This is a genomic window from Pseudomonas sp. Pseusp11, from assembly GCF_047304405.1.
Taxonomy (GTDB): Bacteria; Pseudomonadota; Gammaproteobacteria; order Pseudomonadales; family Pseudomonadaceae; genus Aquipseudomonas.
Genome location: NZ_JBGLZF010000009.1, coordinates 119,852 through 133,495 on the forward strand (window position 1 = coordinate 119,852; position 13,644 = coordinate 133,495).

The 13,644-nt window shown below is 60.4% G+C and carries 13 protein-coding genes; 8 read left to right on the top strand and 5 right to left on the bottom strand.

Translation table 11 applies throughout. From position 1 onward, the window contains the following. Positions 1-123: 123 nt before the first annotated feature. A complete protein-coding gene (locus tag ACCC96_RS09990) occupies positions 124-1,521 on the bottom strand; it encodes a NorM family multidrug efflux MATE transporter (protein ID WP_413695709.1) in 1,398 nt (465 codons plus the stop codon). 157 nt (positions 1,522-1,678) lie between these two features. Here ACCC96_RS09990 and ACCC96_RS09995 point away from each other — a divergent pair, with 157 nt between their 5' ends. The 3 genes from ACCC96_RS09995 (at position 1,679) to ACCC96_RS10005 (ending at position 6,158) form a co-directional block, all read left to right on the top strand. Continuing rightward, the gene (locus ACCC96_RS09995) at positions 1,679-2,599 is read left to right on the top strand and encodes a LysR substrate-binding domain-containing protein (RefSeq protein WP_413695710.1); all 921 of its coding nucleotides are present in this window, start codon (positions 1,679-1,681) and stop codon (positions 2,597-2,599) included. A 185-nt stretch (positions 2,600-2,784) separates the two neighbouring features. Beyond that, entirely contained in the window at positions 2,785-4,761 is a 1,977-nt protein-coding gene (locus ACCC96_RS10000; protein WP_086944353.1) for a methyl-accepting chemotaxis protein, read from the top strand. A 182-nt stretch (positions 4,762-4,943) separates the two neighbouring features. Then, the gene (locus ACCC96_RS10005; RefSeq protein ID WP_413695711.1) at positions 4,944-6,158 is read left to right on the top strand and encodes an aldose 1-epimerase family protein; all 1,215 of its coding nucleotides are present in this window, start codon (positions 4,944-4,946) and stop codon (positions 6,156-6,158) included. A 6-nt stretch (positions 6,159-6,164) separates the two neighbouring features. On the opposite strand, the gene ACCC96_RS10010 is transcribed toward ACCC96_RS10005, so the two are convergent. Continuing rightward, complete coding sequence (locus ACCC96_RS10010) at positions 6,165-7,658, bottom strand: YifB family Mg chelatase-like AAA ATPase (protein ID WP_413695712.1); 1,494 nt, start codon at positions 7,656-7,658, stop codon at positions 6,165-6,167. Between the two features lie 353 nt (positions 7,659-8,011). Between ACCC96_RS10010 and ACCC96_RS10015 the strand changes: the two genes are divergently transcribed. Next, positions 8,012-8,275: a HigA family addiction module antitoxin gene (locus tag ACCC96_RS10015; RefSeq protein ID WP_018927527.1), complete on the top strand. Its 264-nt coding sequence runs from the start codon at positions 8,012-8,014 to the stop codon at positions 8,273-8,275. A gap of 233 nt (positions 8,276-8,508) precedes the next feature. Here ACCC96_RS10015 and ACCC96_RS10020 read toward each other — a convergent pair whose 3' ends face one another. Beyond that, positions 8,509-8,769: an accessory factor UbiK family protein gene (locus tag ACCC96_RS10020; protein ID WP_008007559.1), complete on the bottom strand. Its 261-nt coding sequence runs from the start codon at positions 8,767-8,769 to the stop codon at positions 8,509-8,511. A 416-nt stretch (positions 8,770-9,185) separates the two neighbouring features. Between ACCC96_RS10020 and glnK the strand changes: the two genes are divergently transcribed. From glnK to sutA, 4 genes are all read left to right on the top strand, one after another. Next, entirely contained in the window at positions 9,186-9,524 is a 339-nt protein-coding gene (glnK, locus tag ACCC96_RS10025; RefSeq protein ID WP_002555808.1) for a P-II family nitrogen regulator, read from the top strand. Between the two features lie 35 nt (positions 9,525-9,559). Further along, positions 9,560-10,897, top strand: a complete 1,338-nt coding sequence (locus ACCC96_RS10030) for an ammonium transporter (protein WP_413695713.1) — start codon at positions 9,560-9,562, stop codon at positions 10,895-10,897. A 213-nt stretch (positions 10,898-11,110) separates the two neighbouring features. Next, complete coding sequence (locus ACCC96_RS10035; protein WP_413695714.1) at positions 11,111-11,536, top strand: secondary thiamine-phosphate synthase enzyme YjbQ; 426 nt, start codon at positions 11,111-11,113, stop codon at positions 11,534-11,536. A 102-nt stretch (positions 11,537-11,638) separates the two neighbouring features. Next, on the top strand, positions 11,639-11,959 hold the full coding sequence (gene sutA, locus ACCC96_RS10040) for a transcriptional regulator SutA (RefSeq protein WP_305447390.1): 321 nt from the start codon (positions 11,639-11,641) through the stop codon (positions 11,957-11,959). 80 nt (positions 11,960-12,039) lie between these two features. On the opposite strand, the gene ACCC96_RS10045 is transcribed toward sutA, so the two are convergent. Beyond that, positions 12,040-12,747 carry an HAD family hydrolase gene (locus ACCC96_RS10045; RefSeq protein ID WP_413695715.1) on the bottom strand — a complete coding sequence of 236 codons (708 nt, stop codon included), beginning with the start codon at positions 12,745-12,747 and terminating at the stop codon, positions 12,040-12,042. After that, positions 12,744-13,643 (bottom strand): tyrosine recombinase XerC, encoded by a 900-nt coding sequence (xerC, locus tag ACCC96_RS10050; RefSeq protein WP_018927532.1) that lies wholly within the window; start codon positions 13,641-13,643, stop codon positions 12,744-12,746. Before xerC ends, ACCC96_RS10045 begins: the two co-directional genes overlap by 4 nt. Position 13,644: the final 1 nt, after the last annotated feature.

Consider the following 13,644-nt stretch of genomic DNA (forward strand, 5'->3'; position numbering starts at 1 on the left):
GCTTTTGTGGCGAGGGAGCTTGCTCCCGCTCGGCTGCGAAGCAGTCGCAAAGCTTTTTGGTCCGCTTCGCGACCCAGCGGGAGCAAGCTCCCTCGCCACACAGGCTCGCTCCTATAGGGGATCTCAGTCTGGCTGGGCGGCCGTGAAACTATTCTGCGGCGCCGGCTCGCGCCGAATCATCCGCGTCATCTTCCACTCAAACGCCAGCGTCAGGCTCACCGCCGAACACGCCAGCCCCAGCGCCAACCCCCACCAGACGCCCGTCGGCCCCCAGTTCAGATGGAAGGCCATCCACCAGGCGGCCGGCGCACCTATCAGCCAATAACAGCCCAAACCCACCAGGAACGTGGTCTTGGCATCCTTGAGTCCGCGAATGCAGCCCATGGCAATGGTTTGCGTGCCGTCGAACAGCTCGAACCACGCCGCCACCGCCAGCAGGCTCACGGCCAGTTCGATGACCGGGCGAAAGGCCGGGTCGTTGTGGTCGAGGAACAAGCCGATCAACTGATTCGGCAGTAGCCAGAAGACCATCGCAAACCCCAGCATCGACACCGCCCCGAAGGCGATGCCGACCCGTCCGGCTAGCCGCGCATCCAGCAATTGCCCGGCGCCGTAATGCTGGCCGATGCGCATGGTGATCGCGTAGGAAAGCCCCGCCGGCACCATGAACGCCACCGAGACTATTTGCAGGGCGATCTGGTGCGCCGCCAGTTGCGTACTGCCCATGGTGCCCATGCACAGCGCGGCGAAGGCAAACAGGCCGACTTCCACCGCATAGGTGCCGCCAATCGGCAGGCCCAGGCGCCACAACTCCTTCAAGTACTGACGATTGGGCCGCGACAGGCCCTGGCGCAACGGATAAGCGTCATAGGCCGGGTGCCGACGAATGTGCAGCGCGAGCGCCAGCGCCATGAGGTTGGCCACGATCGCTGTGACCAGACCGATGCCCATCAGGCCCATTTTCGGCAGGCCGAACATGCCGGTGATCAACGCGTAGTTGAGCAGGAAGTTGGCCACGGTGCCGCCGAGGCTGATGACCATCACCGGCGTCGCCCGGCCGATGGCGCTGGTGAAGCCGCGCAGTGCCATGAAACTCAGGTAGCCGGGCAGGGCGAACGGCAGGATCAACAGAAACTGGCCGGCGGCCTGGACGTTGGTTGCGGTCTGGCCGAACAGCAGCAACACCGGTTTGAGGTTCCACAGCAGAAGACCCGCCACCAGCGCCATCAACCAGGCCAGCCACAAACCGGCCTGGGTCAGCCGCGCTGCGCCGATGATGTCGCCCGCGCCGTGACGGATCGCCACCAGGGTGCCGACTGCCGCGATCACGCCGATGCAGAAGATCGACACGAACGAATACGTCGCCGCGCCCAGACCGCCGCCGGCCAGCGCCTCGGGACTCAGGCGCGCCATCATCAAGGTGTCGGTGAGGACCATCAACATGTGCGCCAACTGCGAGGCAATCAACGGCCCCGCCAGCCGCAGGATGGCCCAGAGTTCAATACGCGCTGGATGCTGCATGATCATCACGCTCGATTGTCAGAGAGAACAGGAAGCGTCGATTCTCGGCGCTCTGCGGGGTTTCCACAAAGGGATAAAAAGGATGGGTGGCATGATTAAAACTCATGCTCAGGACTTTCTGATAAGTTGAGGCAACCGCGCTATAGGAGCTTTCCCAATGTCTCGTCGTCTTCCTCCCTTGTATGCCCTTCGAGCATTCGAAGCGGCGGCGCGGCATAGCTCGTTTACCCGCGCCGCCGAAGAGTTGTCGATCACACAAAGTGCGGTCAGTCGGCACATTCGTACGCTCGAAGAGCATTTCGCCTGTCGGCTGTTTCATCGCAGCGGGCGCAACCTGCAACTGACCGAGTCGGCGCGGCTGATCCTGCCGGGCATTCGCGAAGGCTTCACCGCCCTTGAACGGGCCTGCAACACCTTGCGCGCCGAAGACGACATCCTGCGCATGAAAGCCCCGTCGACCCTGACCATGCGCTGGCTGTTGGCGCGGCTCAGCCGTTTTCGCCACCTGCGACCGGGGAACGAGGTGCAATTGACCAGTGCCTGGATGGACGTCGATACGGTGGACTTCAACCACGAACCCTTTGACTGCGCCGTCATCCTCAGCAACGGGCATTTTCCACCGGACTGGGAGACGACGTTGCTGTTCCCCGAAGAGTTGATTCCGGTGGGCGCGCCGAATCTTCTGCAGGATCAACCGTGGGACGTTGCGCGCCTGGCCAGCACCGAACTGCTGCACCCGACGCCGGACCGCCGGGACTGGCGTAACTGGTTGGAGCGTATGGGCCTGAGCGATCAGGTCTCGCTCAAGGGCGGGCAGGTGTTCGATACCCTGGAGCTGGGCATGATCGCTGCCGCCCGCGGCTACGGCGTGTCCATGGGCGATTTGCTGATGGTCGCGGAGGATGTCGCGCAGGGACGTCTGAGTTTGCCGTGGCCAACAGCCGTCGCCAGTGGTGAGAATTATTACCTGGTCTGGCCGAAAACCCGCCCGGGAGGTGAACGTTTGCGTAGGCTCAGCGATTTCCTGCAAGGCGAAGTCCGGGCCATGGAATTACCGGATGTCGAGCGCCTGGGCTGAATCGATGGAGCCGCTGCAATGGCGGCCTTGAGCCATATCCCCGTTAATCACTCAAGTATTCGGCTTTGCCGCCGAAAATCTGCTGATGGAACCTTCGTACCAGGCTCCACGTTTTCCCCATTATCAGAAATTTTGCCGAGTGCGACGGGATCAGGATGATCCGGCCCACTGGGTCAGGAGCTGTCATGTCTCAACCTCGTGCTCGGATTGCCTCACAGCTGGGTCTTGCGCTTGCCGTGATACTGGCGATTGTCATCAGCGGCAGCACCGTGTTTGCCCTGCGCTCGCTGGACGCCGCCAACCTCGCCACCCGCGAAGAGCACCTGGCCAGCGAGGCACGGCTACTGGCCGATCAGCTGAGCACGTTCCACGGCACGTTGCGTGAAAGTACCCAGCGCCTCAGCGGCCTGTTCGAGAAGCGCTTCAGCGCCGGTTTGAGCGTGCACCCGGATGAGCCGGTGACCGTGGCGGGTGTGCAGACCCCGGGCCTGCACCTGGGTGGCGAAGTGTTGAACAACAACTTCAAGGAAGTGGATGAGTTCAAGCAAATGACCGCCGGCGTCGCGACACTGTTCGTGCGCAGTGGCGAAGATTTCATTCGGGTCAGCACGTCCCTGAGCAAACAGGACGGCACCCGGGCCATCGGCACATTGCTGGATCACGCTCACCCGGCTTATGCGCGCTTGATGGCCGGGCAGAGCTACGTCGGCCGCGCCTTGCTCTTCGAACGGTCCTACATGACTCAGTACACCCCCGTACGCGACAGCGGCGGTAAGGTGATTGCCGTGCTGTTCGTGGGATTCGATTACACCGACGCCCAGAACGCCCAGTTCGAAAACCTCAAGCGCTTCCGCATCGGCCAGACTGGCTCCCTGGCGCTGCTCGATGAGCAGAACAAATGGCTGGTGCCGATCGCTGGTGTGCAAGCATTGGATGTGGCAGTCCCGGCCATCGTCGGTCTGGCCAAGACGCCGGGCAAGGGCGATTTCTGGAGCGACAAGTCGCAAGACTTCTACAGCATTGCCGTGCCGTTCGAAGGCGGGCCGTGGTCGGTGGTGGCGAGCATGCCGAAAGCGGAAATCCGCGCGGTGACCTGGAGCGTCGGCATTCGCCTGGCCATCGGCAGCCTGTTGGCGATGTTGCTGGCGGTGGGTTCGGCGGTCTGGTTGTTGCGCAGTAAACTGGCGCCGCTGGGGGATCTGGTGCGTCAGGCCGAAGCCTTGGGCGCCGGTGATTTGAGCGTGCGCCTGAATGTGTCGAGCAACGACGAAATCGGTCAGTTGGCCCGCGCTTTCAACCAGATGAGCCAGGCTTTGTCGACCATGGTCGAGCACATTCGTAGAGCCTCGGAAGAGGTCAACAGCCGCGCCCAAGCGTTGTCTGGCTTGTCCGGTGGTGCCTATGAAGGGATGGAGCAGCAGTCCGGCGAGATCACCAGCATGGCCGGCGCCGTGGAAGAGTTCAGCGCCACCTCGTTGAACATTGCCGACAACATGGGCAACACCCAGCGCCTGGCGCAGGAAAATGCACAGCAAACCCAGATCGGTCGTACGTCGATGGACGAAGCGTCCTCATCCCTGGAGCAAATCGCCGGTGCGCTGAACAGCACCGCGACGGTAATCAACACCTTGGGTCAGCGCTCCCAGGAAATCGGCGGCATCGTCGGGGTGATCACCGCGATCGCCGAGCAAACCAATTTGTTGGCGCTCAACGCTGCCATCGAAGCCGCCCGTGCCGGTGAACAAGGTCGTGGGTTTGCGGTGGTGGCCGATGAGGTGCGCAACCTGGCCTCACGTACTCGCCAGGCCACTGACGAAATTTCCGGGATGATCCAGAGTATCCAGCAGGAAACCGGCAACGCGATCAGCACCATGGAGCAGGGTAACGTGCTGATGCAGGAAGGCCTGTCGCGCAACGCCAACGTCGCCTCAGCCCTGGCGCGGATCGATGAGCAAAGCCGCTCGGCCGGTCAGCAGTTCGCCGCCATCACCACCGCGACCCAGGAACAAAGCAGCACCGCGACCTTGCTCAGCAGCAACCTGCAAAGCATCGCCCTGGCGAACAGTGAGCAGCGGGAAGTGGTGTCGAACCTGGCGGTGACTGCCAAAGAGCTGGAGAAGCTCGCGGCGGACTTGCGGCATGAGGTTGACCGGTTTCGTTGAGGCGCTGCCCAAATCGCCATCGCGAGTAGGCTCGCGATGGCATCAACTCGATTCTCCGCGTTATCCACAAACCCCTTATCGACGATCATTTGGCATTTGCCGTCGTGATCTCGATTTTTATGCTTGCTGAAACGTTTCTTCAAGTTTATAAAAATGGCACAACTCCAATAAAGGCTGCTGCCATGACCCCGCTCAAACTGTTCGTTGCCCTCAGCGCACTCTCCGCTGCTTCCCACGCCATGGCCTGGGATTACGTCCTGCTCGATACCGACAAGGCCGCCCAGAACTGGCAAATCACCAGCCAGCAACTCGGCGTAAAAACCGCCAAACCCTTCTCCGTGACCCTGCGCACCTTGCACGGCGGTCGGCAGGAGGGTGTCAGCATCGTCGACATCGATAACGGCACGATGAAACTCTCGGTGGTGCCGACTCGCGGTATGAACGTGCTGCAAGCTTCGGTCGGCAATGTGCGCATGGGCTGGGATTCGCCGGTCAAGGAAGTGGTCAACCCGTCCTTTATCGAACTCAACGGTCGCGGTGGCCTGGGCTGGCTGGAAGGTTTCAATGAGCTGGTCACCCGCTGCGGCTACGAATGGGTCGGCCATCCCGGCATGGACAATGGCGAACTGCTGACCCTGCACGGTCGCGCCGCCAACATCCCGGCCAACAAAGTCACCCTGCACATCGATGAAAAGCCGCCATACGCCATCAGCCTGCGCGGCGAGCTGAAAGAGCAGGCATTCAAGAAAGTCGACTTCTCCGTCGCGACCGAACTGGTCACCGAACCCGGCAGCGTCGTGTTCGCCCTCAACGACACCCTGACCAACAACGGCGACTACCCGAAGGAATATCAGGCGCTGTATCACAGCAACTTCAGCACCCCGTTCCTGGAACAGGGCGCCCGTTTCGCCGCTCCGGTGAAGCAGGTGTCGCCGTTCAACGACAAAGCCAAAGGCGATCTGCCGGACTGGCAAACCTACCGCGCGCCGACCAAGGACTACGACGAAACGGTTTACAACGTGGTGCCGTACGCCGATGCCAAGGGCGATACGTTGACCGTGCTGCATAACAAGGCCGGCAGCCTGGGTGTCTCGGTCGGCTTCAATACTCAAACACTGCCGGTGTTCTCCCTGTGGAAAAACACCGATACCCAAGGCCAGGGCTATGTTACGGGGCTGGAGCCGGGAACGAGCTTTTCCTACAACCGCCGGTATCAGCGGCCACTGAACCTGGTGCCGACGATTGGGCCGAAGGAGCAGAAGCAGTTCCGCATCAGCTACAGCTTGTTGGCGGATAAGGCGGCTGTGGATAAGTCGTTGAAGCGGGTGAGCGAGATTCAGGGTGGTCGGGAGACTGAGGTGCGGCAGACGCCGTTGGTTGATCTGACCAAGGGGTGATACGGACTAGAGCGTTGTTGGCCGATATTGCAGCGCTTCGGCCAGGTGTTCACGGGTGATGCCATCGACTTGTTCAAGGTCTGCCAGAGTGCGAGAGACCTTGAGCAGTCGATGGGCCGCACGAAGGGACAAAGTCAGTCGCTCACACGCCGTTTCCAGCCAGGTTTCGTCAACTGTGGATAACTTGCAGTGCTTGCGCAGGCCCGGTAAATCGAGAAAAGCATTGGCGCAGCCCTGGCGTTTTTGTTGCCGCTCCCGTGCATCGGCGACCAGCGCGGCCGAGGTCGCGGTGTCGTCGCCGGGCTTCGACGCTGGGTTCAGCGCCGTAGCCTCCCGAGCAACCGTCAGGTGCAGATCGATGCGGTCCAGCAGTGGCCCCGACAGCTTGTTGCGATAGCGCTGCACCATGTCCGGCGTACAGGAGCAACGGCCGCTTGGCTCGCCAAGATATCCACAGGGGCAAGGATTCATCGCAGCCACCAATTGAAAGCGCGCCGGGAAGCGTACGCGGTCCTTGGCGCGGGAAATTACGATGTGGCCGGACTCCAATGGCTCTCTCAATACCTCCAATACCTTGCGATCAAACTCTGGAAGCTCATCGAGGAACAGCACGCCATGGTGGGCGAGAGTGATTTCGCCGGGTTGCGGTTTCGAGCCGCCGCCGACCAGTGCGGGGCCAGAAGCGGAGTGGTGTGGCTGTCGGAAGGGGCGCTGTGGCCAATGACTCAGCGGCACACAACTGGCGACCGATTGAATCGCCGCGACTTCCAGTGCTTCGTTCTCGGCCAATGGCGGTAACAGCCCCGGCAGACGACTCGCCAACAACGTTTTTCCCGTCCCCGGCGGACCGCTGAACAGCAGGTTATGAGCCCCCGCCGCTGCAATCAGCAAGGCTCGCTTGGCCGCCAGTTGTCCCTGAACTTCATTCAAGTCGGGGTAGGGTTTGCTGGCGTAGAGCAAACCGTTGGAAGCGTAGGGTTCGATGGGCGTGTGACCATTGAAATGCGCGACCGCTTGAAGCAGATGATCCACCGCAATCACCTTTAACCCCGACGCCAGGCATGCCTCCTCGGCATTCGCTCGCGGCACCACCAGCGTGCGCCCGGCCTTGCGTGCCGCCAGCGCCGCCGGCAACACCCCACGAACCGCCCGCACCGCGCCCGACAGCGCCAGCTCTCCCAGGCACTCCACGTCATCCAGCGTCAACGTCGGCACCTGCACACTGGCCGACAGAATCCCCAAGGCAATCGCCAGATCGAACCGCCCGCCATCCTTCGGCAAATCGGCAGGGGCGAGATTCAAGGTGATCCGCCGTGCTGGAAATTGCAGACCCGAATTGATGATTGCGCTGCGCACCCGATCCTTGCTTTCCTTCACCGCCGCCTCGGGCAGCCCGACCATGGTCAGCGACGGCAAGCCGTTGGCCAGATGCACTTCGACGGTGACGGCGGGCGCATCCACGCCGACTTGGGCGCGGCTGTGGACGATGGATAGGGACATGGTCGTTCCTTGAGCTGACGGGGAACCGCTTCCTGCGGGTTTTTGAAGGGTAGTCGTGGGCAGATGATTTAGCGTTGTGGCGGAGTAACCAAACTTTCGCAGGATGTTGCTGGGCGAGCTGATTCCAGTCAGTTAAGTCGTAACGCAATCTGTAGCAACTGGCGGAGCCTGCGTTCGGCAGCTGCTACAAAGGTTCTGTCGCGGCTGGTATTTAGGCGTAATCAGCCGCTGCAACTAGTTTTTGTAGGACCGGTCTTGGATAAATGAAGGACTTCGGTGAAAACGCACGGACTCCCTTGTCGGGTCGAGATAGCTGCTTATGATCACAGTTGATCAAGCCCTCAGGAGGGGAGATGAGCAATTCTGGAATGCGGCCGATTCATCCTGGCGAAATCCTTGAAAAGGAGTTTCTTGAGCCAATGGGCATTACGGCGGCTGGTTTGGCTAGCTCGTTGAATGAGGTTGGAGATGAGGTGAGTGCCCTTGTGATGCAGGAGAGCGATGTAGGCCCTGATCTTGCCGAGAGGCTTTCCATTTACCTGAACACCACGCCCGAACTCTGGCTAAACCTGCAATCGACCTACGATCAGCGCAGGGCCGAAATCGAGCGTGGTTGAGCTTCGGGTGCTTGCATCACCCGCGAAGCACGCTTCCACCAAGAGGCATTGAGCGGACGGCGGCGGAGGAAGTTGCCGGGATGTTTGCGGGGCTTAAGATCAAAAGATCGCAGCCTTCGGCAGCTCCTACGGGGTGGTTGTTCCAGCGCGGGGCGGCTGGAACGCCGTGGTGACTCTAATCGCGAGCAGGCTCGCCCCCACAGTAGATCCCATTGCCAAGGGAACCGGCGGGGTTATTCGGTGGGTGGATTGAGCTTCGCTTCCAGCTCCGCCACTTTCGCCTCAAGGCTCTCCAACCGTGCCCGGGTCCGTGCGAGCACGACCATCTGGCTGTCGAATTCTTCACGGCTTACCAGATCCAGTTTGCTGAAGCCGCTTTGCAGCAGGGCCTTGAACTGGCTTTCGATTTCGCTTTTCGGCAGTGGGGTGTCGCCGCTGAAGAGGCGGGAGGCGGTGCCGCTCAGGGCGTCGAGGAAGTCTTTTGGCGCGAGCATGGGAAATGTCCTGTCAACAATGGCGGGCAGTGTATCACGCAGTGTCTATAGTCAATCTCGGCGGCTGGGATGCACGCTTTTCGCGCATACGAGTGGGCGGTCGCGCACTGTTGTTGTGCGTAACCGTTGCGTCAATCGACTGGACGGGCCTGTGGCAGCGGCCAAGGGCTTGAAATCAATGGGTTTTGGATAGATGGCAAGCTTTCTGCTTAGTCGCTGGTGACCCATGCACTGATGCAGTCGCTGTGACGAATGCAGTGCGCCAAGCGGAACGGGGGAAGTTTCGTGCGGAGTGGTTAGCTGGCGTCGGATGGGCAGGTAAGGCCGACGATGCGTTACAAAGCCAGGCACTGCGCTTAGACTTGAGTCGGGTTTGTTTTCCTGGGGCAAGTCCACCAATTCGGGAGAGAGTTTTCATGAAGCTAGTCACTGCCATCATCAAGCCGTTCAAACTGGACGACGTGCGCGAGTCGCTGTCCGAGATCGGCGTGCAGGGCATTACCGTTACTGAGGTCAAAGGCTTCGGTCGGCAGAAGGGTCACACCGAGCTGTATCGCGGCGCGGAATACGTGGTCGATTTTCTGCCTAAGGTGAAGATCGATGTCGCCATTGACGACAAGGATCTGGACCGGGTTATCGAGGCGATAACCAAGGCCGCCAACACCGGCAAGATCGGTGACGGCAAGATCTTCGTGGTCAATCTGGAACAGGCGATTCGCATCCGTACCGGCGAAACCGATACCGACGCAATCTAAGCCGCCACAAACCCAACGCCCCAGGAGAAAACAATATGACTCTGCGTAAATTCGCAGGGCTAGGAGCCCTGTTGTCCATCGTAATGCCTGGCCTGGCCATGGCGGCAGATCCGGTGGCTCCTCCAGTCCTCAACTCCGGTGATACCGCCTGGATGTTGACCTCTACTGCCCTCGTGTTGTTCATGACCATTCCAGGTCTCGCGCTGTTCTACGGCGGTATGGTTCGTTCCAAAAACGTTCTTTCGTTGATGATGCAATGCTTCGCCATTACCGGCCTGGTCACCATCCTGTGGTTCCTTTACGGCTACAGCATGGCGTTTGACACAACTGGTATGGAAGCCAACGTCGTCAACCTCAATTCGTTTGTCGGCAGCTTCGCCAAGGCGTTCCTCGCCGGCATCACGCCTGCCAGTATTACCGGCCCTGCGGCGCTGTTTCCCGAGTCGGTGTTTGTCACCTATCAGATGACTTTCGCCATCATCACCCCGGCGCTGATCGTTGGTGCTTTCGCCGAGCGGATGAAATTTTCCGCAATGCTGGTGTTCATGGGGATCTGGTTCACCCTGGTTTACGCGCCGATTGCGCACATGGTCTGGAGCGGTCCGGGTTCGCTGTTGGGCGACTGGGGCGTGCTCGACTTCGCGGGCGGCACCGTGGTGCACATCAACGCCGGTGTGGCCGGGCTGATTGCCTGCCTGGTACTGGGCAAGCGTAAAGGCTTCCCAACCACTCCAATGGCGCCACACAACCTCGGTTACACCTTGATGGGTGCAGCGATGTTGTGGGTCGGCTGGTTCGGTTTCAACGCCGGTTCCGCTGCCGCAGCCAACGGCACTGCCGGTATGGCCATGCTGGTGACTCAGATCGCTACCGCCGCCGCAGCCTTGGGCTGGATGTTTGCCGAGTGGCTGACCCACGGCAAACCTAGCGCATTGGGTATCGCTTCGGGCGTGGTTGCCGGTCTGGTTGCGATCACTCCGGCGGCGGGTACCGTTGGCCCGATGGGCTCGATGATCATCGGTCTGGCAGCAGGCGTGGTGTGCTTCTTCTGCGCCACGACTCTGAAACGCAAAATGGGTTACGACGACTCCCTCGACGCTTTTGGCGTGCACGGTATCGGCGGTATCCTCGGCGCCATCCTGACGGGTGTGTTCGCGGCACCGTCCCTGGGTGGCTTCGGCACCGTCACCGACATTGCGGCTCAAGTCTGGATTCAGTGCAAAGGCGTGGGCTTCACGGTGATCTACACCGCGATCGTCACCTTCATCATCCTCAAGGTGCTGGACGCTGTCATGGGTCTGCGTATCACCGAGGAAGAAGAGGCAGTCGGCATCGATCTGGCGCTGCACAACGAACGCGGCTACAACTTGTAAGCACGCCTATAAAAAAATGCCCGGCTTGCCGGGTATTTTTTTGTCTTGAGTTTGTCAGTGAAGGAAAGGCTGAAAGGTTTTTTCATACACGTTCAGGGGCGTTTACAACGGGTGTTTTTCTGCGGCCAATGGCTTACACGATTGAAGGAATATTAGGGCCTTTGTTTTTTCCCAGAGCGCGCTAGAATGCGCCCCGAACGTGCGGAGAACTGTATGTGGCAACAGACTCTGATTACCCTGCGGGCACGGCCCCGGGGCTTTCATCTGGTAACGGACGAGTTACTCGCCGGCTTGCCTGAACTCAAGGCGTGTCGGGTCGGTCTGTTGCATTTGTGGCTACAGCATACCTCGGCGTCGTTGACCATCAACGAGAACGCCGATCCGGCGGTACGTCGCGACTTCGAACGATTTTTCAATCGTCTGATCCCACAAGGAACGGACGACTATGAGCATAACGACGAAGGCCAGGACGACCTCCCGGCGCACTTCAAGGCCAGCGTACTTGGCTGTCAGCTCAGTTTGCCAATCTCGGCAGGCCGACTGGCGTTGGGAACCTGGCAAGGCGTTTATCTGGGCGAGCACCGTGATCATGGCGGTGCTCGTAAAGTCCTCGCCACCGTGCACGGTGACGGGGCATAAACCGCTGGTCACCAGCGGTGGTTGAATTTTTTCCGGCAGCCTTCGACAGGAGGCAAAGCTGGGCTATAACTAATCTGCTTTTCGCAAGTCATGAGGTAGAACATGAGCGACGATGATCTGGAAAACGACGACCTCGAAGTAGGCGACGACGAAACCGAAGAAGGCCTGGAAGCGGCGGCTGAAGACGTCGCTGAAGACGACGGCGGTGATGTGCCCGTTCCGACTGCCAAAGGCAAAGCCAAGGCAGCGGTATCGGTCGATGAGCTGCCGAGCGTTGAAGCCAAGAACAAGGAACGCGATGCCCTGGCCAAGGCCATGGAAGAGTTTCTGGCACGGGGCGGCAAGGTGCAGGAAGTGGAGGCCAATGTGGTCGCCGATCCTCCCAAGAAGCCTGATAACAAGTACGGCAGCCGGCCTATCTAAGCGCCTGCTTCCTGCTTGCTGAAAAAGCCCGCCGTCGCTGCGGGCTTTTTCATGGGTGAAAATCAAAAGATCGCAGCACCTCAAATATCGGCTGAGTTCCAGCGCGCCAACAACCCCGGCAACTCGGTCAAACTGCGAATCTCGGCATCCGGTGCCCTCTCGGCTTCCCACACTTTGCCCGCCGGGTTAAACCAGATCGCTCGCAACCCCGCCTGCTGTGCTCCGGCAATGTCATCACCAGGATGATCGCCGATATGCACCGCGGTTTCGGCGGTCGCGCCGCCCCGTTGCAACGCTTCATGAAACAGTCGCGCATCCGGTTTGGCGATGCCGATGTCTTCGGCGCACAGGGCAAACCTGAAGTAATCCGCCAGGCCCAGTCGGTGCACATCGGCGTTGCCGTTGGTCACTACACCGAGGGCGTAGTGCTTGGCGAGTGTCTCCAGCGTCGGCTCGACTTCGGGGAAAACTTCCAATTGATGCCGGGCATGCAGAAACACTTCAAAACTTTGATCAGCCAGGTCTGAGGCTTGACCATGGTCGTAACCAGCCTCTTCCAGAGCATGAAAAAGCACTCGCCGACGCAGCGCACTGATTCGGTGCTTGAGGTTCGGCTCGTTGCTCAACACCCGCTCGCGAATCGACCACAAATGCTCCACCGGCACCGCGCCCAGGTTCGGCGCATGCTCGGTCAGCCATTCACGCAATATGGCTTCGGCGGTGGCGATTACCGGGGCGGTGTCCCACAGGGTGTCGTCGAGGTCGAAGGTGATCAGTTGGATGGTCATGAATCATCGCCTTTAATGCGTTTGGCCCGTGGATGGGCGCTGTCGTAGACCGTCGCCAGGTGCTGGAAGTCCAGATGGGTGTAGATCTGGGTGGTCTTGATATCCGAGTGGCCGAGCAGTTCCTGCACGGCGCGCAAGTCCTGAGAGGACTCCAGCAAATGGCTGGCGAAAGAGTGTCGCAACATGTGCGGGTGCAGGTTCTGCCCCAGTTCGCGCTCGCCGGCGGCCTTGACCCGCACCTGAATCGCCCGGGGGCCAAGGCGCCGGCCTTGCTGACTGACAAACACCGCGTCATCCGCCGGGTTGGTCATGGCTCGTAACGGCAACCATAGTTCCAATGCTTCGCGAGCCTTTTTGCCGACCGGCAACAGTCGGGTCTTGCTGCCTTTACCGAGGACCTGAACCATGCCGTCAGCCAGGTCCAGCTGATCGAGGTTGAGCCCGGTCAGTTCGGAAAGGCGCAAGCCGGAGGAATAGAACAGTTCCAGAATCGCCTGATCCCGACGCGCCAGAAAATCATCCTCTACCGCGCCTTCCAGCAGTTGCAACGCACGGTCGGTGTCGAGGGTTTTCGGCAGACGACGCTCGCCTTTGGGCGGTGCCAGGCCATTGGCCGGGTCGTGGTCGCACAGGCCTTCGCGGTTCAGATAATGATAGAGCCCGCGCACCGCCGACAGTAGCCGCGCCAGGCTGCGGGACGATTGGCCTTGTGCATGCAAGCGAGCGATCAGGCTGCGCAGCCGCTGGATGTCCAGCGCGGCCCAACTGCCGATGTTCTGTTTGACGCACCAGCCAAGCACTTTGTCGAGGTCGCGGCGGTAGGCGTACAGCGTATGCGGCGACACTTGCCGCTCACTGCGCAGGTGTTCGCAGTAAGCGTCCAGTTGCCGTTCCACG